Genomic DNA, 25403 nt, shown 5'->3' with positions numbered 1-25403 from the left:
GATAAATCAACCCATTCTGAACCGGATTAACAATGCTAATTCCCTTAACCCGTGAAACCTTTGAACAACTCATTCCCGGCATTGCCACCGGCGCGCAATATGCCTATTATGGTGGCAAAATTGACAAAATTTTAAAGCGCGTCCTGATTTCCGTGGCGGGAATTGGACTGCTGACCCTAACCGCCAATGCACTTCCCGACAACTGGCGACCTTTTTTATTAATTATTGGCATCATCTTCGGTCTTTATTGGTTATGGGGACCCATCGCCTCCGCCTCCCGAGAAAACTACCAATGTCGGCGTTATAAATACAGTGGATTTTGGCGAGGAGAAGTTTGGGATGTCTTTGTCACCGAAGAAGTCGTCGGCACAAAAGAAACCGTCAGTCCCCGGGGAGAACTGGTGATTTTGGAAAACCGCGAACGCAGACTGAATTTAGAAGTCGGTGACGAAACTGGGTTTAGTACGCGAGTGCTGGTTCCCCTGCGGAAAGAACATAAGGCGATCGCCCCGGGAGATATGGCCGAAATGGTAGTCATGTCCAACCGTCCGGACCTCGGACGCATCGCCAAAGTCTCGGATATTTACCTCCCCCGGATTGACTTTTGGATTAGTGATTACCCCTATTTACGCCGGGATTTATTTGTAGAAATCAGCCAAGAAATGGAAGCATTAAATCAACCGCGACCCCGCAGAAAAAAAGTCCGCCGAGAAGAATTTAGGTAGAGATTGAGGACTATAAAGTCTCTAATTCATCCTCAAATCATTCCCCGTCCTTCCTGTCCATACGCTTGCCATGCCAAATCTACCAATCCATTTAAAATAGCAACCGCAACCACCGCACTCCCTTTGCGTCCATCCACCCGGATATTTTGAATCATCGAGTCATTCAGTCTCGCCTTTGCTGCATCCACCCCGACAAACCCGGCAGGAGTCCCAATCACTAAAGCAGGACGAATTTCCTCCGCTTCGATTAACTCCACTAGGGTTGTCAGGGAAGTTTGGGCCTCACCCAGGATGAAAATGCCTTCAGGATAGCGTTTAGCGAGGGTTTCGATGCCCCAGGCAGCACGGGTTTTCTCTTTTTGAGGACGGGTGAGCGCATCCATCGAACAGTAAACCGGATTGGCAAAGGTGTTTTGGATGTGGGGGGAAATGCCAACTTGCACCATCGGCACATCCACCACAATCGTTGAGCGTGCCGCCAACGCTGCCGCACCCGCCTGGAGCGCTTGTTCAGAAAAGCGAATCAGGGATTTATATTCAAAATCGGCGGTGGCATAAATGACGCGCCGCACAATCTCATACTCCGCCGGGGAGAAAATGTGATCCCCGATTTCCCGGTCAATAATTGCCAGACTCTGAGCATCGCTACCGTGCCATTCCATCTTGAGCGTTTTGTGATGAATCATTAATTTTCAAACTGAATCGCCCTAGTTTATCCCGGTTTCGGGACAGCCTAAAAGAGCGATCGCGCAAAGAGTGTGCTATTTCCCTTAGCCAGCACAATCATACCAGTCGATCGCCCTTCTACCAATAGCTCCGTTTTGGTTTCGCGGGACCGGATTTTCGGCCCTAGAGCTTAACTCGGGTTCACTCTGCCGGTTCGTTCCCCTCCAGCAACGCCACAAACCCCAGGAGGGCCGCAGAATGGCGATCGCCTGCCACCGAGATTAAATCATTATGTCCAGCACCCTCCACCCACAGCGCCTGCTTCGGTTCCGCTGCCGCCGCAAACAATGCCTCCCCATGCCAAAAGGGAATCACCTCATCCTTAGTCCCATGAATCACCAACACCGGACAATTCACCCGTTGAATATTCCGAATATTATTAAACTTATCCACGGGATAAATTGGAATTCGAGTCACCGTTCTAAAAATAGAAGTAAACGAACTTTCCACCACCAATCCCCCCACCGGATAGCGCACTGCCAACTCCAGCGCCGGTCCCCCACCCACCGATCGCCCATAAACAATAATCCGCTCTGGCGGAATCTTCAGGGTTTCCGTTAAATAAAAATAAGCCGCCTCTATATCCTGAACCGCCCTCCGTTCCGTGGGATTCCCCTCAGAAATTCCATACCCTTGATAATCAAAACTCAACACCGAAAACCCAATCGTCTGGAATTCAGTCAAAACCGGCAAAACATCTCCTAAATCCTCCGCATTGCCATGACTATAGAGAATCGTATAGTCTGCTTGAGGATTTGCTAAATAAACCGCTGCAATTTGCTTCTCATTCGCCGAAGTCAACATCCGCATCCCCGGCAGTTGAGAATAGGAAGCGGGTTGGGGGATAAATATCATCCGTTCGGAAAAGAAGTAGCCATAAATACCAATGGAGACATAAACAAACAGGAGCGACTTAACCAACCGCTTGACCGAGAACTCGCCAATCAGAAGATGCTTCAGCTTAGGATTCATAAATTACAGCAGCCCAGTTATAAAGGAGCTTTTGAGCAGGCGATCAACAGCCCAATGCTATAATTATAAAATATCATCCAATGCTAGAGTTTATCATCAAATAAAAAATACGGATTGCCCGAGGAAAAACATTATGAAAGTCACAATCAAAGATATTGATATCCTTCAAACTCTGCAACCGTCACAAGTTGCTGCTTATCTGAGCGATCGCGGTTGGCAGCAACAACAGTATATTCCCCAGAAAGCAATCATTTGGCGGAAAGAAATCAACCTAGGTAATGCGGTGGCAGTTATCTTACCCCTCCATCCGGATACCCCTGGTTTCCCTGTTTCTATGAGCGTCATGTTAGAAACTTTGGAAACCATCGAAGCGCGATCGCAGCTTGACATTCTCCGGGATTTGCTTGCCATTGTCCCCAATGTTACCATGCAGGATGATGCGTTATTTGGTGTCAAAGGATAACTCAAGATGACCATCTCTCTGGCTAAATGGACAATTGAAGACTATCATCGCATGGTGGACATCGGATTACTCGACGATCGCCCGGTGGAACTGCTGCATGGAGAAATTGTAGAAAGGTCCCCAGAAGGAGAAGCCCACGCTTATTTTAGTACAGAAGCTGGGGATTATCTGGCCCGTTTATTGGGTGAGCAAGCCCTAGTTCGTCATGCCAAACCGATTACCCTCCCGAACAATTCAGAACCCGAACCGGATTTAGCTATTGTGCAGCGTTTGGGACGAGTTTATCTGCAACATCATCCCTATCCTGACCAAATATTTTGGGTGATTGAGTATGCCAATACCAGCCTGGAAAAAGATGCAAACCTAAAATATCACATCTATGCCGAAGCGGGAATCCCTGAATACTGGTTAGTCAATTTGAAGCGTCGTGAACTGATTATTTTTAGAACCCCTCGGGATGGGGAATATGGTTCTAAAATGACTTTTACGGAGGGGGAAATCACTCCGGTTGCATTTCCTGATATTTCCATTGCGGTTTCAGAAATTATTGTGTGAGTGGCAATACCCGACGGGTAAGCAAGCAACAACCGGCGGGGGTTAAAACCCCCGCCTAATAGCTAAAGTCGGTTAAAACCGACTAAAAACATGAACTTATAAGAGTTTCTTGCAGTCGGTTTTAACCGACTTGATTGGTTAGGCGGGGGTTTTAACCCCCGCCGGTTTTGAACCGCCAGTGTTGAACGAATTACCCCTGCGAAATGGCCGCTTCCGGTAGCGCGCCTTGCATCCGTCCTAACCAATCAATTAAAGTTTCTAATTGATACTCGGCGCGCATGATGCCAATGCCGCGAACGGTGACTTTGCCCGGTCTATAAACAAACTTTTCTTGTACATTGGAGGGTAGATTTTGGGCGAGTAAGTTCCAGGCGGGTTCCTCCATTGGGGTTTCTAAAACAATGTTTTGAGTTCCCTCCGGTTTGATTCGGGAGAATCCTAAAGGTTTGGCGATTTGTTTTAGTTTCATGACTTGCATGAGTTGATTGACGGGTTTGGGAATCGGTCCGTAGCGATCGCGCCAATCCGCTTCGATTTCTGCCAGTTCTTTCTCGGAGGTTGCTAATGCTACCGACCGATAAGCACTCATCTTTTGGTCCAAATCCACGATGTAATCCCCAGGAATAAACGCGGTTAAGGTGAGGTCGATTTGTGTCTCTTCTACCGTCGGAATTTCTTGGCCGCGAATCTCTCGGATGGCCTCTTCTAACATTTCCATATAGAGGTCAAACCCGATCGCATCCAATTGACCGGACTGTTCTGCACCTAATAGGTTACCCACGCCGCGTATCTCCATATCTCGCATGGCGAGTTGGTATCCTGACCCTAATTGAGCAAACTCTTTAATCGCCCTTAATCGTTTGCGCGCTTCATCAGTTAATCGGCCACTTTTGGGGTAAAATAACCAAGCATGAGCTTGAATTCCAGACCGTCCCACTCGTCCCCGTAATTGATACAATTGGGACAATCCGAAGCGGTGAGCATCTTCAATTAAAATCGTATTTACCCGAGGAATATCTAATCCTGATTCGATAATGGTGGTACAGACTAAAATATCCGCTTCCCCCGAACTAAAGGCAATCGTAATTGCTTCTAATTCTGAGGGGTTCATTTGACCGTGAGCGATCGCCACTCTGGCACTAGGAACCATCTGTTGCAATGCCGCCCCCACTTCCTCAATGCCTTCCACCCGAGGCACCACATAAAACACTTGTCCCCCTCGGTCCAACTCTTGGCGAATGGCCGATCGCGCGGTTTCTAAGTCATAAGGGGCCAAGTGAGTCTGAATCGGGCGACGGGAGGGCGGAGGGGTGGCAATCAAACTCATCTCTCGCACACCGGATAAAGACATATACAATGTACGAGGAATGGGCGTAGCAGTTAATGTCAGCACATCCACTTGGGTTTTCAATGCCTTGATTTTTTCCTTCTGATTCACCCCAAACCGTTGTTCTTCATCTACCACTAACAGTCCTAAATCTCGGAACTGAATCGATTTACTCAGAACCGAATGAGTTCCCACGACTAAATCCAATTCCCCCGTAGCGAGGCGATTTTGAATATCTTGGCGTTCTGCTTGACTGCGGAACCGATTGAGTAATCCAATTTGAATCGGATAGGGAGCAAATCGTTCTTTAATGGTGTGATAATGTTGTTGGGTTAAAATTGTGGTCGGGGCCAACAATGCTACCTGTTTTCCGGCGGTAATCGCTTTAAAAATGGCCCGGATTGCTACTTCGGTTTTACCAAATCCCACATCCCCACAGACTAAGCGGTCCATCGGGCGCTCACTTTCCATATCCCGCTTCACATCATGAGTCGCCTTCAACTGATCCGGTGTCGGTTGATAGGAAAAGGAATCTTCTAACTCTTGCTGCCAAGGCATATCCGGCGGATAAGCAAACCCTTGTTGATCCGATCGCTTGGCATATAAATTCAACAAATCCACCGCCAGTTTCTTCACTGCTTTGCGGACTTTGTTGCGGGTATTTTCCCAGGATTTGCTGGTGAGTTTATTGAGTTCCGGTCTTTTCCCCCCAGTCGTCCGGAAGCGGGAGAGGGATTCCAGTTGGTCTACAGGAACTCGCAGCAGTCCATCGCTATATTTAACAACTAAATATTCCCGGTTTTGGAGTTTTTCTAGTTTGATAAATTGGCCGATTCCATGATGGCGATGGACGACAAAATCCCCTTGACGCAGTTTATTGGGGTCTACTTGTTTAGAAGCGGCGCGCCGACGTTTCCGAACGTAGGTGGGGGTAGCGAGGGTATGTTGTCCATAAAATTCGCGATCGGTGATAATCACGATTCTAAAAGCGGACAAAATAAACCCCTCAAGTTCGGCGAGTCCACTATATTTCAGGGCAACGGGAATATGTTGGACTTGCAGCTTTTCGATCGCCCGGTAATCCCGATGATTCGGAATAAATTGGGCGGGACAGTCATGTTCTTGCAACAGAGAGACCGATCGACTCGGTTGCGCGGAAATTAAAAAGACATTAAACCTGCGATCGCGTTCTTCTCTTAACAATTCGGCAAGTTTAGCGAACTGATGCGGCAACACCGGAACTGGGCGACTATCTAAATCAAAGCTAATATTAGGACCGTCTTTTTTACGAGGGATGTCGAGTTCTGAAAGGGAAATGCGGTCAAAAGTTTCTGCGGTGGCAAGAGATTCGCTAAAGTTGCGGTGCACCCGAGACAGGGGAATCGGTTTCGAGGGGAGGGTTCGGAAATGTTCTTCCACTTGTTCCGCCCAGCGATCGCCATGTGCACCACAGCGATCGGGTTCATCAATCGCCACAATAGTATCCGGGGACAAATAGTCCAGCAAGGAAGCGGGTTGCTCAAAGGCCACCCCGAGAAACCGTTGCACCGAGGGGATTTCGGCGGAGTCTTCCAGTCCTAAATCATCAGGGATAGGAGTGCCTGTGGTTCTCAATGCCTCCGGTAGATGGGCCTGAATCAGGGGACTGAAGGAGGTGGGAGTCAGGACCAGTTGGGGAATTTTATCCAGGGAACGTTGGGTGGAGGGGTCAAATTCTCGGATGTTCTCCAGTTCGTCCCCAAACCAGTCTAGGCGGACCGGAAGTTCGGCAGAAACGGGAAAAATATCCACAATATCCCCTCGGCGACTCCATTGGCCCTCAGTTTCCACAAGGGCCACACGTTCATATCCCATGCGCGCCAGTTGTTCATCCAGAGTTTTGGAGTTCCACTCGCTTTTGGCGGTGAGGGTGAGGCAGTAGGGTTTAAACTGATTGACCGGGGGTAAATGGGGTTGTAGCGCCCGTTCTGTGGTGACAATGGCGAGATTGTTTTCTCCTCGGACTAAATCTGCGAGGACCTGCATTTGCCCCCAGGTAGTTTCTTCTTCCGGGTCAAAGAGTTCATAGGGAGATGCTTCGGAGGTGGGGTAAAAATGCACCGTAGGCCACCCCATTGCTTCGAGTTGGGCGGCCCATCGCCCTGCTTCTTCCAGGGTGGCGGTGACGACCAATAAACTCTGGTCCCGTTTTTGAGCGATCGCCGAGACGACCAATCCTTTTGGGAAGCGGGAGATGCCGTTGAGTTCGATGTGGTGATGCCGATCGAGTTTCGTGAGGAGTTCGGTCGCTAACGGCGATCGCCCCAAGGTGCGGATGATGGAAGAACAGGCCATGACTTGTCACAAATGCGATAGCTTGGGTTGAAAAAAATCCCCGGATTTTTTCCTCTATTTATTTTAGAAGCCAGGGGACCAACTGTGCACTCACCCCAGACGGAGAAATTTAGGATCACAATTTCTAGGGTGGGGATGATTCTGCTATTGCCGAGAAATGTTAACTTACATAAAATCTGGCAATAAATGCTGATGTTCACTGTGGCGATCGCCCCCATGATCAGGGGCGATGGCCATATTCGCCGAAACCCGAGGCAAATTCCACATCACAATGAATTCTTTTACCCTGGAAATTCTCATCATTTTACTCCTGATTCTCATCAACGGGATATTTGCCATGTCTGAAATTGCCCTCGTTTCGGCAAGGAAGGCCCGACTGCAACAATGGGCGAATCAGGGAGACATTAAGGCCAGAGTAGCCTTAGAATTGGCAAATTCCCCCAATCGCTTCCTCTCCACGGTACAAATTGGGATCACGTTAGTGGGAATCTTCGCTGGGGCCTTTGGCGGTGCCACCATTGCCGAGAACGTGGTAGTTCAGTTAGATCGTCTTCCGGTGACGGTGCCTTATAAAGGGGCCGTTGCCCTCTTAATTGTGGTGGTTAGCATTACTTACCTGTCTCTAATTTTAGGAGAACTGGTCCCCAAACGCCTTGCTTTAAACAATCCCGAACGAATTGCCACCCGCATTGCAATTCCCATGCGCTTGTTAGGCAAAATTGGCGCACCCGTGGTTCATTTGTTGAGTGCTTCTACAGATTTGGTGTTGCGACTGTTGAGAACTCAACCCTCGAACGAACCTCAAGTCATCGAAGAAGAAATTAAAATTTTACTCGAACAAGGCACGGAAGCCGGTACATTTGAGCAAGAAGAACAGGCGATGGTTGAGCGCGTGTTTCGCTTAGATGAACGGCGCGTGAGTTCATTAATGACCCCCCGCCCCGACGTAATTTGGCTGAATTTAGATGACTCAATAGAAGAGAACCGCCACAAGATTATTAGCAGTACCCACACCCGTTTTCCGGTCTGTCAAAATGTGTTGGATAATGTCTTGGGGGTGATTCAGATTAATGATTTATTAGCCCGTTCTCTGCTCTCCCAACCCATTGACCTCACCGATGCTTTGCGGCAACCTTTGTTCGTTCCTGAACATACCAAAGCCCTCAAAGTCTTAGAGTTATTCAAGCAAACCGGCACTCATATTGCCTTAGCCGTCGATGAATATGGAGTGCTTCAGGGATTGGTGACCTTGAACGATATTTTAGAGGCGATCGTTGGGGATTTGCCCTCCATGAATCAACCGGATGACTTGCAAATTGTCCAGCGCGAGGATGGGTCTTGGTTATTAGATGGCATGGTCTCTATTGAAAAATTCCGGGAAGTTTTTAATTTGCAAGAGTTACCCGGAGAACAACAAGGAAACTATCACACCTTGGGAGGTTTCGTCATCACCCATTTGGGACGGATTCCGATGGCAGCGGACCATTTTGAATGGGCGGGATTTCGATTTGAAGTCATGGATATGGATGGAAATCGCGTTGATAAAATATTAGTCATGCCGGTACAGGGGACTCTCTAAAATTCTCTCCCGATGAGCTAACCTTCACCTGAGTTCCCCTTACCCAGGGAAGCGGAACCCAGGTGAAGTGAATTTAGGGAATTATCTCCGCCAATTAAACCAAATATCAAGAAGGTTTTGCCAGAACGTATTTTGCTTGAACCGTCCCTCCTGCCAGAGTTGGGCCGTTTGTTGATTAATCTCCGACAGACTGGGCCAAATATGGGGTAAAGTAGCGATCGCCTCTACCTTCAAGTTATTTTGCATCCCTAAAGCAAAACTGTGAATCAGTTCCGATGCTCCCGGTCCTAAAATATGCGCGCCCAAAATCTCTCCCTTTTTCCGGACTAATACCTTACAAAAACCCGTGGTTTCTTGCTGCAATCGACCCCCGGCAATGCCTTTAAAATATTGCCTCAAAACAATCACATCATCATAGCGAGCTTTCGCCTGGGGTTCAGTCAGTCCGACTCGGGCAATTTCAGGATAAGTCTGAAACGCCCAGGGAATGCCCCCATAATTAACGCGATGACGGGAGAAAAATAAGGCATTTTTAACCGCGATTTCAGCTTCATGTCGGGCTACATTAACCAGCGGATAGCCCCCTGCTAGGTTACCACAGCCATAAATGCGCGGGTTAGTTGTTTGTAATTTAGCGTTAAGTTGCACCCTTTGACCTAGGGGGGTCCGGTAGAATTTCACGCCTACGTTTTCTAGGTTTAATCCGTCAATATTCGACTGGAAACCACAGGCAATAAAAATTTCATCGCAGGCGATCGCCCGGTTTTCAGTCTGAACAATCTTTTTCCCTTGACTCGATTTAACTGCCATAACTGGGGAATCCGTCAAGACAAGAATGCCGTCTGCTTCCAGTTGTGCCTGAATCAATTGTGCCGCCTCGGGGTCTTCTTTCGGCAAAATCTGGGGTGCAGAAGTGATCAGAGTGATGGCAATTCCCAACCGAACTAGGATTTGTGCCAGTTCAATGCCATTGGGGTCGCTGCCAATAATTGCAATGCTATTCGGGAGGGTTCCTTGGGTGAAGTGATGGAAGGTTTCCCGGGTCAGGTATCCCGTGGTTGCCAGTCCCGGAATGTCAGGAATCGCTGACCGAAAACTGGGGGCTAATAAATAATGGCGAGAAATTAGGCGTCTAGTCTTGACATCTAGGGTAAGTTGTGGTATGCAAATAAACTCTCCCGCCTCTGCAATCACATCAATGCCGAGAGAAGCGAGAACTGCCGGGGACCGTTCTTCCCCCAAGGATGCCAGGGCCTGGGTTGACTGCGCCAGGGCGCGGGCCAGTTCCGAGAGGTCCTTGGGAAATGGCGCACCCCAGAGAATCGAAGGGGAATCAAATAACTCCGCTGTTTGTAAGGGCCCTGTCCCCTCATAAAACGGAGGGGCATTGACGGCCTGTTGAGGCGGTTGGACCAGGGCCACTCGCGCTTGCAGTTTGGCGGCAGTAATGGCCGCTTCTATTCCCGGGCGAGTGCCGCCAATAACGACTAAATCGTAATCCAAGGTCACGGTGTTCGATTCCCCAATCTAAGACAAAATATCGGTTAAGGCGGCAATTAGGCGCTGGTTTTCTTCCGGGAGACGCACCGCCACCCGAAAATAGGCGTCGCCGAGTTCGGGAAAGCTGAGGCAGTCCCGGATTAGGATGCGGTGACGGGTGAGTAGGTCCTGTTGCAGTTGGGAACAGGAATGCTGCGATCGCACCAGTAAGAAATTCGCCGCTGAAGGCAGGGGCTGCAATCCGGGTATTCCGGCTAACCCGTCAAACAGTTGCGATCGCGCCGTCGGCAACCAGGCCCAAGTTTGTTGCTGAAAGGCTATATCCTGGACCACCGCTTCCCCAACTGCTGCCGCTAGGATATTGACCGGCCAAGGGTCGCGCCACTGTTGCCACTGTTGGAGGCAGTCGGGATGGGCGATCGCATAACCCAGGCGGAGTCCAGGCATAGAGTAAAACTTAGTCAGCGATCGCAGAATCACTAAATTGGGGTAATCCTGGACCACCGTTATCAAACTTTCCTGGTCCTCGGGGGGGAGAAAATCCATAAAGGCTTCATCCACCACCACCAGGGCAAAATGCTCCAGATAGGGCAGAATTTCGGTTTTTGAAAATAGTTGACCCGTGGGATTGTGCGGATTATTCAGCAACAGACCGCCTGGGGCTTTCTGCTGCTGCAATTTAGGAATGAGGCAGTCTAATCCCGAGGGGGTTTTAGCTGTTGCTTCACCCACCCCCAGGAATTCCCCTTCCTCATCTCCCAAAAGGGGACAATCCACCACCGTTGCGCCAAAAGTTTGCAGACACCGACGGTAATCGCCAAAGGCGGGGGTTAACAGAAACGTAGTAGGCAGGGTCGAGAGTGAGTATCCTGCCCAGGTTAACAACTCTGCCGCCCCATTACCGGGCAGGATCCACTCAGGAGGAAGACTGCAAGCCTGACCCAACTGCGATCGCAAGGAATAGTAGCTGGGGTCAGGGTAGTTTCGCAGTTCGCCCAAGTGGCTGTGAATAGCCGCATTGACCGATGGGGGCGGCCCCAACGGACTAATGCTGGCGGAGAAATCCAGGATAGAGGAAGGGGGACAGCCTGCCAGAGTTGCTGCCCAGGCTAAATTCCCCCCATGCTTTGGCTGATTCAAAGGGCGATCGGGATGTGACTCCCTTACTTAGGAGCCACTTTTTCTTTAAAGAACTTACCAGCAGAGAAGGCAGGGACCTTGGTTGCCGGAATTTCCATTTTGTCGCCGGTTTTGGGGTTGCGACCTTCACGCGCTTTGCGCTCACGAGCTTCAAACGAGCCAAATCCCACCAGGGTGACTTTATCCCCAGAGGAGACCGCTTCGATAATGGCATCGAGGGCCGCAGTCAGGACCGCATCTGCTTGTTTTTTAGTGACGTTAGCCTTCTCAGCTACAACATCGACGAGTTCACCTTTGTTCATTTTGTTACTCCGTACAGGTTAATTTGAGTGAATCCAAGGGACCTCAATTGCCAGGGCAATTTAGGAGGTCCCCCAATAGTTTAAGGGAGAAAGCAGAAATAAATCGCTGAAACTCCCACTGATTCGACTTTTCACTGCATTATTCTAAAGGGTGTCAACCCAATATGGATCGGTGAAACCTTTAATTTATATAGATTTGAGGATTTTTTTTTCATTGTCCCCAAGGGTTCCACCAATGGATCCATCAAAGAGTTGTCCTAAAAAATTGTACAATCGTAGCTACAGTGGAATTGCTTAAGCTCCTTTAAACAATAAAACCGCCTGTTTTTTATTTAACAGGAGGTTTTATTAATTCTCGATTCTCCTTTGGGAAGTCTCCCCAAAAAATAAATCTAAAGGAATAGAAGCCCGGAGTAGGGTGAGCTCACCCCAAAAAATTACCGATTTTGATTCAGCATTTGTTGGACCTCCTGCCCAGGGGAATACCCATAACCAAAGCCAGCATTATCCGAATCATCCAGAATCTGAGGCGTCACCAGGACAATCACCTCAGCCCGTTCATTTTGCCGGTTCGTGCTTCTGAACAACGAACCAATCAGAGGTAAATCCCCTAAAATTGGGACTTTGCTTACCGTGGTTCGGTCTTGGTCCTGAATGATGCCGGAAATGATTAAAGTCTGCCCATCCCGCAGGCGCAACCGTCCAGAAGAGAGGCTGCGGCGCTGTACCAGGGTGACAAATCCTCCGTCACCTGTCGTTTCTTGACCCACAGGTGAGCTCACTTCAGGATTGAGCTGCACCGTGATGAATCCATTGTCATCAATATTTTCAACGGCGATCGCCAGTGTTAAACCCACCGGGATCAATGTAGGGCTTCTGGTTTCTCGGGGTCCTGCAACCGTATCTTGAGTTTGAATGGTAACACTTTGAAGAACATCCTGAGTCAAGTTAACCTGAGCGCTTTCTCCCTGTTGAATGACCAGGGTCGGATCCGTCAAAATTTTCGCATTCCGACTCTGAATCTGCGCCTGGAGTAGGGACAAAAATCGTTTCGGGTATTGGAACAAGGTAGGCAGACTAAAAGTAGCCTCACCGGCTGTAATAACCCCCGTTGTCGGATCGACTTCAAACCCCTCGTACTCTGAAATGTTTACCCTCAGAGGATCGCTACTAATTCCAGGAATGGGACGCAGAAAGAGTCCCTCTGCTCCTCGTGGACCCGTGAGGGGAACTTGAATGAGTTGGTTGCGATCGAACTGGACATCTGCCCCAGCGGGATTAGTAATAACCGGAGGAACTAAAGGACTTGCGGTCAGAGTAGTACGGCTGGGGGGATTCACTCCACCAAAGTTAACGGCTGCTGCTCCTGCATCATTGACAAAGAAACTATCATTAATGCCAAAAGAAAAGCTACTGCTAAAGTTATCGACATTAGCTAAGTTGACGTCAATAATCTTGACATTCACTGCCACTTGACGCTGACGAAGATCGATTTGACTGATTAAAGCACTAGCAATTTCAATTTTCCGAGGTTCCCCAATGAGAGTGACGGAATTCATCCGCGTGTCTATGGTCACCAATATCCCATTCAGCAGGTAGGGAGCGCCCAATCTATTTGGCCCCAGTATTCCTTCTTGCTCTGGTAGCTCAGGCGCTAATCGTTGAAAATCGTTGTCTACTGTTTCTATCAAACGCGGAGGTAGACCCTCTCCCTGGGAAAATGTCTGTACCTGAACTTGGCTTGCAATCTCTTGTCTTTCTGCCCCTTGTGCAACAAGAAAGTTAGCTGCATCTAGCGCGCTAACTTGATTAAGCCTTAATGTCCGAATAACTACGTTGCGAGCCGAATCTGGCAGTCGAACTCCTACAAAAATGGTGTCGGCGACTCGGTTTGCTTCAAGTCCTCCTAGGCGGAGGATATAGTTGAAGATATTTTCAATCGGCTCGTTTTCAATATCTAGGGAAATTTTAGGTCCCCCATCGTCTTCTACGTTCTGCGCTTGACCCCCTTCATTACGCGGGGGTGGACTATAGGCTAGGTTAAAACCTGCCGATCGCGCTAAAAGTGCCAATACATCTCGCACAGGTGCATCCCGTAGGACCAGCCGGGGAATGACTTCAGTTGTTCCTAAAGTAATGATGGAGGCAGAAGAATCAACGTTGCCAACGGCAATATCCCCTAAGGGTGGGGCAACCGCTCGCGGCTGAAAAGGGGGTGCTGATGCCTGGTTGGGTCTGGCAATCGGAGCAGGGCCACCCTCAATGGTGATTTGCGGATTTGGCACGAGTACGTCTGGACTCGATGGGATGCCCGGGGGTGGCGTCATGCCAGGAGGTGGAGGAGGGGTGGAAGGGCTGACATTAGGTAAGGCGGCAACGCCCCCTCCGGTATTGAAGCCAAGGTTAATTCCAGACGCATCGGCTTGGTTGATGGCGACCTCTGGGGCGCTGCTGCTGCCACTGACGATCACCCGGACGCTATTGGCATCGAGGGGGGTGACGACGATGGAGGTAATCCCTGGTGCTGGGTTATTTTGACGGAAACTCTGCCCCCCGGGTAGGCTGAGTTGAGTATTGATAATATCTGCAATAACGTCTGTACCTCGGTTGACGGTAAAGACTTGGGGCCGATCGCCCCCCTGGGTATCCAAAATTACCTGGACTCCGCCACCGCTGGTACTGACGTTCACTCCTGTGATTTGAGTGACTGCCATTGCTGGGGCGCTGGCCATAATCACGATCGCACTAGCTCCGAATAAGCACCCGAGTGCATGAGGCTGTTTCACCGTTCCCTCCTCCCTTAAAAAAAGTCCACTCTGATTAAACTGCGATTAAAGTCTTATATAGCCCTTCAATCCCTAACTGTCAAAAAACGGATAGGTTTGATTCATTCATACTCCCCTATCCGGATTTTGACTTTAAATTTTTGTAAAGGGACACGGCTGTATGGAAATGGGTTGCGATCGCCCGACCCTGCTTTCCGCTGCCGTGACCTTTATGTTCTGAAACTCCTGTAACTGCGATCGCCATTTTCAGCCTTATTGAGCCGGTGGTTGTTCTCCTGCCGCCGCCGCGGGTGGGGGCGGTGGGGCTGCTAAATTTTCGAGCTGCTCTGGTGGTAACGGCATCACCGCTATCAAATTAAAATTGGTTTCGAGATTTGCGGGTGACTGTTCGGTAATTTTACCATCTGGATCGACAAAAATCCTCTGACTGCCTTCACCCAATGTACTGGTAAATTCACCAAATACAACCATCTGTTGTAACCGTTCCAGCCGTCGCAAGGTATCTAGGGTTTGCTGATAGCTTCCGGCCATTGCCAGCTCCATTGTCTTCCCTTCCACGGCTTGGGACAGCGTTAAGGAAGGCGTAGGGGCGGCAGCAGCAGCGGCGGCTGGGTCAGCCGGGGGAGGAGCTGCTGCCCCTGCAGCTGTGGCGGTGCCTTCGGTAAAAATCCAGTCATTCGGGCTGGTTTCTAAGGGCTTGAAGGATTCTAAATTTCCCCCACTTTGCCGAACAATTTGGTTAATGTCCAACAGCAAGGTTTCTAAGGTCGCCCCTTGAGCAAATAAGGCTAAGACATTTTCCTTTTGTTGTTTGGTTGTGGCTAAATTTGCTCTGGCCTCGTCTCTTTGGCGGATTTTTGATTGTTGAGTTGCGATTTCGGCTTCTTTTGCTGCAATTTGCGCCTTTAAGTTCGTCTGCTCTTCCATCGCAGGCAACAGCATCTTAAAGCCTGCAAATCCGGCGAGTCCCAACCCAAGGACGGCAATTAAAATCCCTTGAATTTGTGGGGTGAGGACAAAGCTACCAATTTTATAACTTCCTGGCGGTGGAGCCGCCTCAGCCCGGGCTGCCTCCATTGCCATAAACTGTTCGCTGACGGTCATCGTTGAATTACCCCCTGTTGTTCGAGTGAATTGATGCGAGTGGTCAGTCCTTCTGCCCGAGTTCGCTGGAGATCAGCGAGAATTTCTGAAGCCAGAACGTTGCTCACCGTGGCATTAATGTTATATTCGACAACTTTGGGCAGTTGAAAGTCTGTCGGGGGACAGGTGACTTGTTGACCCTGGAAACTAGGGTCGCATTCCACCGCCACCGGATTGTCTACCAGGGTGGCATCGATTAACTGGGTTTGACTCTCATTAAAGAAGGGCGATCGCTTCAGGGTGAGCACAAAATCATTGACATCATCAAAGGTTTTGGCATATCCCCGGATCTGAATCTTTTGTTTGACTTTCGTCCAGGGTGAGGAGGCTTGAATTTCTTCTGGAGGCGTTTGTTCGATTGTATGGTTGAGATTAGCCACTTGGACCCCGGGCGGGAGGCGATCGCGCAGTTCTTGTAACAGCGCTGACATCGGCTTGACTGAAGTATTGAAAATATTGGCAAAAAATGTAATTTGGGTATTCAACTGCTGAATTTCAGCATTGATGGCTTCAACCTCTTGAACTTGAGCACCCAAACTCCCGGATTGACTTTCCAGGTTAGCCAACTGTCCCTTGAGTTCGGTGTTTTGGTTATTCACCACAAACCAGCCCCCCATGACTACGGCGATCGCCGATATTCCGGCAGCCATTCCCCCAATCAACATTGTCGTTTGTTGCCTGGAAGTTGCACCGGGCGCTTTTTTCACAACTGGGGGCTTATAATCAGCGCGATCGTTGAGAAAATTAATTTCTAGACTATACATTTCATTTGGCCTCCCGCATGGCTAACCCCAGCACAACTCCCAATCCTGGGCGCTGCATTAGGGGCATTTTTTCTTCGTCTACTTCCAGGGCTAAATTCTCCACTGGATCCACTACTATGCTTAATAAACTTAATCGCTGATTGAAAAAGTCATCCAACCCTCCAATCGATGCGCCCGGTCCTGCCAGCAGGAGCTGTCCGACCTCCAATCCTTCGCTCTGATTCATATAAAAATCAATTGAGCGCCGCAGTTCGTCCCCTAACTCGGAAAACACTTTAATAATAGCCTGTGTCCCCGGGCTACTTCCTCCCCCCATTGTACCTGACCCCGTACTTTCTGTTGGGTTAGCCGGAATGGTCATCCCCTGCAACATATCCGTATTGCGAGAAGGGGGTAAATTCATCGCTTGGGATAGGGCCGTTTGCACCTGATAGGTCCCGATCGGGATGGTTCGAGAAAACTGGGGAATCCCATCCACCACGATCGCAATTTCGGTACTATCAAACTGAATATCTGTCAGCACCACCGCCTCTTCTGGCGGTAACTGGAGCAGTTGTTCTCGAATCGTCCGTAACAGGGCAAAACTCGAAATCTCCAGAATTTCTATCCCTAAACCCGCTTCTTGAAAGGTACTAATATAAGTATCCGTCACTTCCTTGCGAGTGGCCACGAGCAGCACCTGGACCTTTTCGATGCCATCCTCATCCATGAACTCCCCTAACTTTTGGAAGTCCACATCCGCCTCTTCTCGGGGAAAGGGCAAATAGAGTCCCGCCTCTTGGTTCATGTACTCCCGCAATTCCAAATCATTCAGTTCTTTGGGAACGGGAATAATCCGAATTACCCCTTCCCGCGCCGGTACAGCCGTAGCGACCCGCTTGATATTTGTTAAATTGTGTTCGGCGAGGGTTTCTTGGATCAGTTGAGCCATCTCCGGGGGGTCCGCAATCAACCCTTCTTGCACAACGCCTTCGGGGACTTCCGCCGTAGCATAAGTTTCTAGTTGATAGGAGGCACCCTGTTGACGCAGTTGCACGATATTGAGTCGTTCTGGAGCAATTTCCAGTCCAATTCCATTGGATCCTTTAGACAGGAATTTTTTAAAGAAATTAACCACGGTTTTGTCCCATATTAAATTCAAGGTGGTGAGTTGAAAGTCATCAAAACCAGTGTAGACAGCAGGCAGTGCTTCTCCCTAATCTTACCCTGGCCGCCCAGACACCAAACCGCCCCAGGCTCTCCCTAACTGGGAGTCTCGCAAAACAGTCCCCGAGGGGGATACAGTATTCATAATCTAACCAATTTACGTTACGATCAGCAGGCTTTGCCTGGGTCAAATTCCCTTGATGCTCGTTATCTCACCCGACCCTCTGGGTCATAATGTTAATTAGGTTATGAGAGTAAGAATCAACCGTTGGAAACGCTTTGGACTCTTTGTCTTGTCGGGTTTGTTGCTGAGTTGGGCGATCGCCTGCACTCCCGGTACTGGCTCCAATTCGAGCCAACCCGCCTCGGGGACTGCGGAAGTTGAATTTTGGACAATGCAACTCCAGCCCCAGTTTACGGACTATTTCAACAGTTTAATCGCTACATTTGAATCAGAAAATCCCGAAATCAAAGTGCGTTGGGTTGATGTGCCTTGGTCCGCGATGGAAAGCAAGATTTTGGCCGCCGTTTCCGCCAAAACTGCCCCGGATGTGGTCAACCTGAATCCTAATTTTGCCACGCTTCTTGCCAGTCGCAATGCGTGGCTCACTCTGGATGATCAGATCCCAAATGAGATTCGCCAGCAGTATCTTCCCAATATCTGGAAAGCGAGTACCTTAAATGGCACAAGCTTTGGTATTCCTTGGTATCTGACCACCCGAATTTCTATTTATAATACCCAACTCTTCAACGAAGCGGGCATTGACCAACCTCCCAGCACTTATGCTGAATTAGCACAGGTGGCCCAACAAATTCGCGACAGAACCGGCAAATATGCCCTATTCGTGACATTTGTTCCCGGGGATTCCTCGGAGGTCCTCGAATCGATGGTCCAAATGGGAATGCAACTGGTGGATGAGCAAGGCAAAGCTGCTTTTAATACTCCAGAAGGACGCGCCGCTTTTCAATATTGGGTAGACCTCTATGAAAAGGGTCTGTTGCCTCGGGAAGTCCTCACCCAAGGGCATCGTCAAGCGGTCCAACTGTATCAAGCGGGAGAAATTGCCATCCTCGGTTCCGGACCCCAATTTTTCAAGACGATCGCCGAAAATGCCCCGAGTATTGCTGCTGTCTCTGCGGCGGCCCCCCAAATCACCGGCCAAACTGGGAAGAAAACCGCCGCCGTCATGAATTTGGTGGTGCCTCGGGATACGGATGTCCCAGAAGCAGCGGTTAAGTTTGCCCTCTTTGTCACCAATGATCAGAATCAGTTGAGCTTTGCCAAGGATGCCAACGTCTTGCCTTCTACCCTGCAAGCTCTCCAGGATAGTCATTTCCAGGTATTGCCCGCTGATGCCCCCCAGATCGATCGCGCCCGAATTATTAGTGCTGAGGATCTCAAGAGTGCAGAGGCCCTCATCCCGGCGATGGAAGATATCCAGCAACTGCAACGGATTATTTACGATAATTTGCAAGGGGCCATGTTGGGTCAACAGTCGGTGGATCAAGCGGTTACCAATGCGGCCCAGCAGTGGGAAGCCCGCAATTAGACTCACTGTACCGGATCTCCTGGACTCTGAGATGGGGGGCAGTTTTGGAACTGCCCCCCATTTTGTCATCGTGGGATGGCGATCTCTGCTCTTTTAGGTTCGGGTTGGATCGAGGGCGATCGCCTTACTCTGCTTCTCCAATCAGGGTAAAAGCGGCCCAATTTTCTACCCCCGGATATTGCTGCATCGTCCTCAGCATCGCCTCACGGAGTGCCTGAGCTTTGTTACTCCCCTGTTGCCAGTTTTGGTAGAACTCACCCATCAGGTAAGCGGTCACTCTATCATCCACTTTCCATAATGACACCAGAATACTAGACACCCCAGCGGAAATAAACGACCGAGATAGCCCGATTACCCCATCCCCAGTAATTTTCCCCCGTCCCGTATCACAGGCGGAAAGCACCACTAACTCGGCACTCAGTTGGAGGTCCAAAATTTCCTCTGCGGTCAAAAATCCATCATCGGACCCGGTAGGGGCCAGGGCCAGCCAACTGCCAATCCCACGCTCAGGGTCGAAACTGCCGTGAGTCGCCAGATGTATAATTCGGGAGGTTGCCATCTTCTCGATTACCCGGGCTTTGGTGGCTTCTGACCCAATCAAGGGCGTTGTATTCAGCAGTTGGGCGATCGCCTGCGCTTCTGTTTCTGCACCCACTAGAGGCGAAAGTCGTTGCTCTCCCCTCATCGGCATGGTGGGATTACCGACAATCAAGATATCGGTCTGAGTTTGGGGAAGTCGCTGTCTCTGTCTGCGAGTTAAATCTAAGACTTGAATCGAAGCCGCAGTGAGAATTGTATGCTTTTCAATCAAATATTTCCCGTTGGCATCGGGCAAGGCGGGAAAGGGGACTAAAAATAATGAATCTTGTGGAATAAAAATCACCCGTTCATTGGGGTCTGAGGGTAATAAATCCGCAATGGGTTCAATTAATAATTGATAGAGTTGATGCAACTCTTGCTCATTGCCCCGTTGCGAGGGATTAACCGTTTGGCCCCGGGCAGCCTGTTGATTAAATTCCGAAATCGGTTGACTGTAAACTTCCTGAGAGGGTGACAACGGAGGTAAAACCCAGACAGGGCAGTTGTTTGAGATAATGGAGAAGTCGTAAAAAAGCGGGTGGCCCTTGGAGCCACCCTAACAAAAAATGCTAAAGACATTATATCAAAAGGTATTACGAATCCATTTGAGCGAGAGTCAAACACAGACCTTAGAACTCTTAGTTTTGATGCTTCAAAGTTATCGGCAAGTCAGATTATCAACCCTTGCCAATATTTTTCCACAACCCATTCAATATAAGAGTCGCGTCAAAAGTCTTCAACGATTTCTGCAACTCCCCCAACTTTCGGCGAAGTTGCTCTGGTTTCCTATAATCAAGGCCGCTTTAAAATCCGAATTCAGAGAAAAACATTTAAATAGAGCGCAACGGAGAAAGCGCTCAAAATTAAGATTTAAAACCAAAAATTATGTAGCGGTTGCTCTCGACCGCACTCAATGGAGAGACCGTAATCTCCTGATGGTCACGATAATTTGGGGAAATCATGCTTTACCAATATATTGGGAGCTACTCCCAAAGTTAGGCAGTAGCTCTTTCCGGGAACAGAAACGGGTATTAGGGCCGGTGCTGGCCCTTCTAAAACCTTATCCGGTTGTAGTGATAGGAGACAGAGAATTTCATAGCGCTAAACTCGCAGACTGGCTCAGGGTAAGGAGTATAGACGTTGTATTCCGCCAGAAAAAGAGTGCTTTTGTAGCCACTTCATGCCAGAGAGGTAAGTCTTTAAAAACCCAAGGATTTAAATCGGGAGAATCCCATTTTTTCACTGATGTAACCTTTCAAAAATCTGAGCCTATTCAGGGATTCAATCTAGGAGTTTATTGGGAAAAAAGTCATCGAGGCAAAAAGGTGAAAGAACCGTGGTATTTACTAACTACGATTTCTAACCCTAAGCTGGTTAAAGAACTTTATCAAGCGCGATGGGGTATCGAAATGATGTTTAGAGATTGTAAAAGTGGCGGCTATAATATGGAATCTACTCGGGTGGATTCAACCCGATTTTTGGCCTTGGTTTTGTTGATTACTTTCGCTTATTGGTTAGCGACTAATTCGGGTCATGAGTTGAAATCTAACCACTTAGTACCTTACCTCGGTCGTAGCGAAAAAACTCCGAATAATTTTCCCCATCATAGTATTTTTTGGCTCGGATTATCGGGTTATGCTTGGAGCCAGTCCCTCCTTTTCTGGCAAGAAGAGATGTTAGCATTGATGGCCCTTAAGCCTCATAAAGCTCAGAATTTCCGGCAAGGACTAAATGCTCTATCCCTTGTACAGCAATTGGTCTAGCTGTCTTGTCACCCTCTCAGGTAAACTTCCGAAATATCACTCCGTTGAGCCGTTGTAATATTCTGGCGACAAACCCAGTTGTCAAAACATCGGGCATTGGCCACAATTTTAGCTAACAAAGTGTCTTGCTCTTGCCATAAATCATGGAGGTCAGTGCGATGAAACGTGATTTCTCCCGTTGGCTTAATCACCCAAATATAGAGTTCTAAATTTTTTAAAAATGTTGGGCTTTCCCGAGAAAAATCTCCACGAACTCAGGAATATTGGACTAGGGTAGCATTTTGAGACGCAGCAATTTGGCGAATTTCTTCCAGGGTAGGAGGCGGGACTAATAGCCGGTTTTCTTCTAACGGTTCGGTGTTTTTTTGAGCGAGGAGTTCGACAAACGCTCTGGCTCGACTCCGTTCTGAAATTTCCAGGGCTTTATCGGTTTTATCTTGAGCAATCAGGGCTTTTTGTAGCCGGTCGTAAGTATATAATTGTTGTTAAAATAATGATATTTTTTGGTCATCGGTTAAGCTGGGATACAATTTTTCTCCGACTTCAATGGCGGCGAATAAATATTCTTCTGCCCGGTCATACTGTTCCAACCGATAGTAAGCTAATCCTAAGTGATGGAGGGTATTACCCAATCCTTCTCTATCGTTTAATTCCCACCGAATCATCAAGGCTGGCTCATAGAATTCTGTGGCGAGTTGATAGTTTTCTTGGCTGTTGTAGCAGGGTAAGCGCATCTAATTTGGTATTAAATGTAACAGACCAACAAAAGATGGTGCAGTATTATAGCTGCCCAGTTTGTCCGAGAGATTCTAAAATGACTCTCTTTTATCAGTAGAAAATAGGAATGAATATTCTATGACTAAAGGATTTTCACCCCGGGTCGCAAGCGCTAAACTAAAAACCCTCAAAACCCAGCCTCAACCTATTTCTATGCAAGAACTAGAAGGGGGTTTGTTGAATTATTTTGATGATGTACCTGACCCGAGAGTTGACCGCACTAAACATCACTTACTTAAAGATATTCTAGTGATTGCTTTGTTAGCAATAATAGCTGGAGGTAACGGATGGGAAGATATGGAAAATTATGGAATAAGTAAAAAAACTGGCTCAAACAATTTTTAGAATTACCAAATGGGATTCCTCATCATGATACGTTTCGTAGAGTTTTTGAAAAAATCGACCCCAAAATTTTAGAAAAGAAGTTAACTCAATGGGTTCAAAAATTTATAGGCTCATTTGCTGACCAAGTTATTCCGATTGACGGAAAAAGTCTTCGAGGGTCTTATGACCGAAATCAGGGCAAAAAAAATTTACATTTAGTGACAGCGTGGGCTTCAAAAAATCGTTGAGTCCTCGGCCAAGTTAAGGTAGACAGCCATTCCAATGAAATTACAGCAATCCCAGCCCTGTTAGAATTAATCGACGTAACTGGCGCAATTGTTACGATGGATGCAATGGGAACTCAAACGGATATTGTTAAACAGATTGTTCATCAAAAAGCTAATTATGTAGTCTGCTTAAAAAGCAATCACCCAACTCTTTACAATCAAGTTAAATCTTGGTTTCAATTTCAAGTAAAGAGCCAATTTTCTGGGGTTAAAATGACCGAGTATCGTCAAATAGAAAAAGGGCATAACCGGGTTGAAAAAAGAAGAGTTTGGGCTATTCCCGTTTCCGAATTTGGAGGTCTTTATAATCAAGACAAATGGGCGGGACTCCAGACGATTGTTATAGTCGAGCGGTTTCGAGACGAGTGGAATGGCAGGGGCGCATCTAGGAGTTGGGGGAGGAGGTAGAAGGCTCAAAACAACTCCCTTTTTCAAACAAGTCATCAAAGCGACTATTTACCCAGGCCAGACGCAAATGTAACAGGTGATTAAATCCCTGACTACTCCACCGCATACCCACCCCTTTAAAGCGCTGTTGTATCAACCATTTACAAGCACTCTCGACCATACCAGAGCCTCTAGGTATTCCTTGCTCTTCAAAAGATTGATAAGTAATGTGTTCTTCATGAGCCTTAAAATAATCATGTACTCGTCGGATACTCTGGCGTTGACTAGCTTTTAAAGATGGAGAATTGGCCAGACTATTTAGCTCACTGATTACTCCAATTGAATTGCCATGCCTCAATTCATGCCGCCAATGTTTAAACCAGTCTTTTCTTCAGCCCGAGTCCGGCCATCTTTATATGCAGCAGCAGCCGACCATAAATGTCCAGCCGCATGATAGAAATCTAAAACCCCCACTACATTTAACGGCTCCAAAAATTGCTCATATAAATTCCAAAATCCTACGGCTCCGTCAGATAACCAGGCTACTTTAGAGGCATCCTCAAGTCCAGAGCGCACAGCTTCTACCATCAGTCGGGGAGCTAGGTCATGAATATTTCCGAGAACGCCGACTAGACGACGGTGATGTAACCGGGTGGCGGGCTTACCCTTGCGGGTAAAATGCGCTCCTAATCTGGCTATTATCCCGACTTTTACTTCTCTCCATTGTGTAGCTCCCGACGGACTTTTTTCCTGGGGTCTAAAAGGCACCATCACCCCGTCCCCCCCCACAGCTAAAGTCATTGACTCTACCTTAGTCGATAGCTGTTCAGGAGTTGGGCTTTCTCCTTGGGAAAAAGCCGTGAGCTCAAACGAAAGGTTGGACGTTGCCAGCCGTCCCTTTTGAGTAACCCAATTGGCTATTGTTTGAGCGCAAACTTTAATGCCCGTTAACTGTTCGAGTAAATGAGAAGTGATTTCAAACGGTACAAAAATTGCTAATAAACATCCCAGTTTAACCACTTCCTCTGAGGTTTTTTGGTCAGGTTTTATTAAGAAGCATTCATCAAGAGGTACTCTTAAACTACCCGGACATTTTTTCGGGCAACGCCCCACTCGGCGAGACCACTTGACTTGTCCGACAAGGGTTAGCATTGAACGGGGTTGAAAACCCTTGCTATTCAAACGAGTCCCACAATGTGGACAAGAAGGCCATTGGGTCGGTAAGAGGGCGCGTCTTGTCAACTCGCGCTCTACCAAAAACCTAGCCAATTCTAATCCAATGCCCCATGCTACCCACACGAGTGCCCCCAGACTCGATGCGGTTTCTAGTTTTGACCAATGGTTTGGACAGTTTATGTGAGCAGCTATCAATTCTTCGAGGCGTGTTATCATACTCTTAAGTTTAAATTTTTAGTGAAATGGGAATGTGTTTGCACGCATTCCCTCTTTTTATTCTACCCCTTCCTGGTCGTCTCCCTCACTCCAACCTGTGAAGGCCCCTCCCCTAACTGCTGGATGCGCCCGAATGGCAGAATGGCAGATCTCATGAAGTCCAGTTTTATCTAAGTTTTTTAACCGTAGATGCCCAAAAACATGGTTCTATTATCCGGGAACATTGGAGCATTGAAAATAAAGAACATTGGGTTTTAGATGTAACTTTTGAAGAAGATAAATCTAGGGTCCGAGCGTTTAATAGTCCTCGAAATTTGGCTGTACTTAGACGGATGGCCCTTAATGCCCTCAATCAAGAAACCACCCTATCCCGTAGCTTGAGACAAAAAAGGAACCGGGCAGCCATGAGTGAGGAGTACATGATGCTTATTCTCAAATCCTTGTGTCAAGCCTGATTGAGATGCTCTTACCCTGCTATTATTGCTAACAAAGCAATCACTAGAATATCTTTAAGTAAGTGATGTTTAGTGCGGTCAACTCTCGGGTCAGGTACATCATCAAAATAATTCAACAAACCCCCTTCTAGTTCTTGCATAGAAATAGGTTGAGGCTGGGTTTTGAGGGTTTTTAGTTTAGCGCTTGCGACCCGGGGTGAAAATCCTTTAGTCATAGAATATTCATTCCTATTTTCTACTGATAAAAGAGAGTCATTTTAGAATCTCTCGGACAAACTGGGCAGCTATAATACTGCACCATCTTTTGTTGGTCTGTTACATTTAATACCAAATTAGATGCGCTTACCCTGCAAATAGAAAAAGGGCATAACCGGGTTGAAAAAAGAAGAGTTTGGGCTATTCCCGTTTCCGAATTTGGAGGTCTTTA

19 protein-coding genes and 4 pseudogenes are annotated in these 25403 nt (G+C 48.1%); 8 read left to right on the top strand and 15 right to left on the bottom strand.

The genetic code is table 11. The features are described from left to right. Positions 1–32: 32 nt before the first annotated feature. Complete coding sequence (locus tag NG795_RS15245) at positions 33–725, top strand: DUF8619 family protein (RefSeq protein ID WP_367289510.1); 693 nt, start codon at positions 33–35, stop codon at positions 723–725. Positions 726–757: 32 nt separating this feature from the next. Here NG795_RS15245 and NG795_RS15240 read toward each other — a convergent pair whose 3' ends face one another. Both NG795_RS15240 and NG795_RS15235 read right to left on the bottom strand, forming a co-directional pair. Further along, positions 758–1387, bottom strand: a complete 630-nt coding sequence (locus NG795_RS15240; protein ID WP_015148597.1) for a precorrin-8X methylmutase — start codon at positions 1385–1387, stop codon at positions 758–760. A 205-nt stretch (positions 1388–1592) separates the two neighbouring features. Further along, positions 1593–2423 carry an alpha/beta hydrolase gene (locus NG795_RS15235; protein ID WP_367289509.1) on the bottom strand — a complete coding sequence of 277 codons (831 nt, stop codon included), beginning with the start codon at positions 2421–2423 and terminating at the stop codon, positions 1593–1595. Positions 2424–2556: 133 nt separating this feature from the next. On the opposite strand from NG795_RS15235, the gene NG795_RS15230 reads away from it, so the two are divergent. After that, positions 2557–2886, top strand: coding sequence for a hypothetical protein (locus NG795_RS15230; protein ID WP_367289508.1), 330 nt, complete (start codon positions 2557–2559; stop codon positions 2884–2886). A 6-nt stretch (positions 2887–2892) separates the two neighbouring features. Then, complete coding sequence (locus NG795_RS15225) at positions 2893–3441, top strand: Uma2 family endonuclease (protein ID WP_367289507.1); 549 nt, start codon at positions 2893–2895, stop codon at positions 3439–3441. 190 nt (positions 3442–3631) lie between these two features. Here NG795_RS15225 and mfd read toward each other — a convergent pair whose 3' ends face one another. Continuing rightward, positions 3632–7102 (bottom strand): transcription-repair coupling factor, encoded by a 3471-nt coding sequence (gene mfd / locus NG795_RS15220; RefSeq protein WP_367289506.1) that lies wholly within the window; start codon positions 7100–7102, stop codon positions 3632–3634. 271 nt (positions 7103–7373) lie between these two features. Between mfd and NG795_RS15215 the strand changes: the two genes are divergently transcribed. Next, positions 7374–8681: a hemolysin family protein gene (locus tag NG795_RS15215; protein ID WP_367289505.1), complete on the top strand. Its 1308-nt coding sequence runs from the start codon at positions 7374–7376 to the stop codon at positions 8679–8681. A gap of 81 nt (positions 8682–8762) precedes the next feature. On the opposite strand, the gene NG795_RS15210 is transcribed toward NG795_RS15215, so the two are convergent. From NG795_RS15210 to pilM, 7 genes and pseudogenes are all read right to left on the bottom strand, one after another. Further along, the gene (locus NG795_RS15210) at positions 8763–10190 is read right to left on the bottom strand and encodes a dihydrolipoyl dehydrogenase family protein (RefSeq protein WP_367289504.1); all 1428 of its coding nucleotides are present in this window, start codon (positions 10188–10190) and stop codon (positions 8763–8765) included. An 18-nt stretch (positions 10191–10208) separates the two neighbouring features. Further along, a complete protein-coding gene (gene cobD / locus NG795_RS15205) occupies positions 10209–11321 on the bottom strand; it encodes a threonine-phosphate decarboxylase CobD (protein WP_367289503.1) in 1113 nt (370 codons plus the stop codon). A gap of 23 nt (positions 11322–11344) precedes the next feature. Continuing rightward, positions 11345–11626, bottom strand: a pseudogene (locus NG795_RS15200) (HU family DNA-binding protein); the annotation flags it as partial. A gap of 434 nt (positions 11627–12060) precedes the next feature. Next, positions 12061–14409, bottom strand: a complete 2349-nt coding sequence (locus tag NG795_RS15195; RefSeq protein WP_367289502.1) for a secretin GspD/PilQ domain-containing protein — start codon at positions 14407–14409, stop codon at positions 12061–12063. Positions 14410–14661: 252 nt separating this feature from the next. Continuing rightward, on the bottom strand, positions 14662–15513 hold the full coding sequence (locus tag NG795_RS15190) for a hypothetical protein (RefSeq protein ID WP_367289501.1): 852 nt from the start codon (positions 15511–15513) through the stop codon (positions 14662–14664). Next, positions 15510–16316, bottom strand: a complete 807-nt coding sequence (locus NG795_RS15185) for a PilN domain-containing protein (protein ID WP_367289500.1) — start codon at positions 16314–16316, stop codon at positions 15510–15512. Before NG795_RS15185 ends, NG795_RS15190 begins: the two co-directional genes overlap by 4 nt. Position 16317: 1 nt before the next feature. After that, a complete protein-coding gene (gene pilM / locus NG795_RS15180; RefSeq protein ID WP_367289499.1) occupies positions 16318–17433 on the bottom strand; it encodes a type IV pilus assembly protein PilM in 1116 nt (371 codons plus the stop codon). Positions 17434–17710: 277 nt separating this feature from the next. Between pilM and NG795_RS15175 the strand changes: the two genes are divergently transcribed. Then, positions 17711–19012, top strand: a complete 1302-nt coding sequence (locus NG795_RS15175; RefSeq protein WP_367289498.1) for an ABC transporter substrate-binding protein — start codon at positions 17711–17713, stop codon at positions 19010–19012. Between the two features lie 124 nt (positions 19013–19136). Here the strand turns inward: NG795_RS15175 and NG795_RS15170 are convergent, their stop codons facing one another. Then, positions 19137–20069 carry a CHAT domain-containing protein gene (locus tag NG795_RS15170; RefSeq protein ID WP_367289497.1) on the bottom strand — a complete coding sequence of 311 codons (933 nt, stop codon included), beginning with the start codon at positions 20067–20069 and terminating at the stop codon, positions 19137–19139. A gap of 88 nt (positions 20070–20157) precedes the next feature. Between NG795_RS15170 and NG795_RS15165 the strand changes: the two genes are divergently transcribed. Then, positions 20158–21354 carry an IS4 family transposase gene (locus NG795_RS15165; protein ID WP_367289496.1) on the top strand — a complete coding sequence of 399 codons (1197 nt, stop codon included), beginning with the start codon at positions 20158–20160 and terminating at the stop codon, positions 21352–21354. 8 nt (positions 21355–21362) lie between these two features. Here the strand turns inward: NG795_RS15165 and NG795_RS15160 are convergent, their stop codons facing one another. Next, a complete protein-coding gene (locus NG795_RS15160; protein ID WP_367289495.1) occupies positions 21363–21545 on the bottom strand; it encodes a hypothetical protein in 183 nt (60 codons plus the stop codon). A 294-nt stretch (positions 21546–21839) separates the two neighbouring features. Further along, complete coding sequence (locus tag NG795_RS15155; RefSeq protein WP_367289494.1) at positions 21840–22088, bottom strand: tetratricopeptide repeat protein; 249 nt, start codon at positions 22086–22088, stop codon at positions 21840–21842. 196 nt (positions 22089–22284) lie between these two features. On the opposite strand from NG795_RS15155, the pseudogene NG795_RS15150 reads away from it, so the two are divergent. Next, a pseudogene (locus NG795_RS15150) lies at positions 22285–23114 on the top strand (ISAs1 family transposase); the annotation flags it as partial. 13 nt (positions 23115–23127) lie between these two features. On the opposite strand, the pseudogene NG795_RS15145 reads toward NG795_RS15150, so the two are convergent. Then, a pseudogene (locus NG795_RS15145) lies at positions 23128–24521 on the bottom strand (ISKra4 family transposase). 116 nt (positions 24522–24637) lie between these two features. Here NG795_RS15145 and NG795_RS15140 point away from each other — a divergent pair. Next, positions 24638–24890, top strand: a pseudogene (locus tag NG795_RS15140) (ISAs1 family transposase); the annotation flags it as partial. Between the two features lie 97 nt (positions 24891–24987). On the opposite strand, the gene NG795_RS15135 reads toward NG795_RS15140, so the two are convergent. Next, complete coding sequence (locus tag NG795_RS15135; RefSeq protein ID WP_367289493.1) at positions 24988–25191, bottom strand: transposase family protein; 204 nt, start codon at positions 25189–25191, stop codon at positions 24988–24990. Between the last annotated feature and the right edge of the window lie 212 nt (positions 25192–25403).

The organism is Laspinema palackyanum D2c (assembly GCF_025370875.1).
GTDB classification, from domain to species: Bacteria; Cyanobacteriota; Cyanobacteriia; order Cyanobacteriales; family Laspinemataceae; genus Laspinema; species Laspinema palackyanum.
The sequence above is the reverse complement of the archived record's forward strand: the minus strand, read 5'-3'. Positions and strand labels throughout refer to the sequence as shown.

Bases quoted from the DNA above. Each gene is read 5' to 3' on its own strand.
- NG795_RS15245 (WP_367289510.1), top strand. From the start codon at position 33: ATGCTAATTCCCTTAACCCGTGAAACCTTTGAACAACTCATTCCCGGC.
- NG795_RS15240 (WP_015148597.1), bottom strand. From the start codon at position 1,387: ATGGAATGGCACGGTAGCGATGCTCAGAGTCTGGCAATTATTGACCGG.
- NG795_RS15235 (WP_367289509.1), bottom strand. From the start codon at position 2,423: ATGAATCCTAAGCTGAAGCATCTTCTGATTGGCGAGTTCTCGGTCAAG.
- NG795_RS15230 (WP_367289508.1), top strand. From the start codon at position 2,557: ATGAAAGTCACAATCAAAGATATTGATATCCTTCAAACTCTGCAACCG.
- NG795_RS15225 (WP_367289507.1), top strand. From the start codon at position 2,893: ATGACCATCTCTCTGGCTAAATGGACAATTGAAGACTATCATCGCATG.
- mfd (WP_367289506.1), bottom strand. From the start codon at position 7,102: ATGGCCTGTTCTTCCATCATCCGCACCTTGGGGCGATCGCCGTTAGCG.
- NG795_RS15215 (WP_367289505.1), top strand. From the start codon at position 7,374: ATGAATTCTTTTACCCTGGAAATTCTCATCATTTTACTCCTGATTCTC.
- NG795_RS15190 (WP_367289501.1), bottom strand. From the start codon at position 15,513: ATGACCGTCAGCGAACAGTTTATGGCAATGGAGGCAGCCCGGGCTGAG.
- NG795_RS15185 (WP_367289500.1), bottom strand. From the start codon at position 16,316: ATGTATAGTCTAGAAATTAATTTTCTCAACGATCGCGCTGATTATAAG.
- NG795_RS15175 (WP_367289498.1), top strand. From the start codon at position 17,711: ATGAGAGTAAGAATCAACCGTTGGAAACGCTTTGGACTCTTTGTCTTG.
- NG795_RS15165 (WP_367289496.1), top strand. From the start codon at position 20,158: ATGCTAAAGACATTATATCAAAAGGTATTACGAATCCATTTGAGCGAG.
- NG795_RS15155 (WP_367289494.1), bottom strand. From the start codon at position 22,088: ATGCGCTTACCCTGCTACAACAGCCAAGAAAACTATCAACTCGCCACA.
- NG795_RS15135 (WP_367289493.1), bottom strand. From the start codon at position 25,191: ATGACTAAAGGATTTTCACCCCGGGTCGCAAGCGCTAAACTAAAAACC.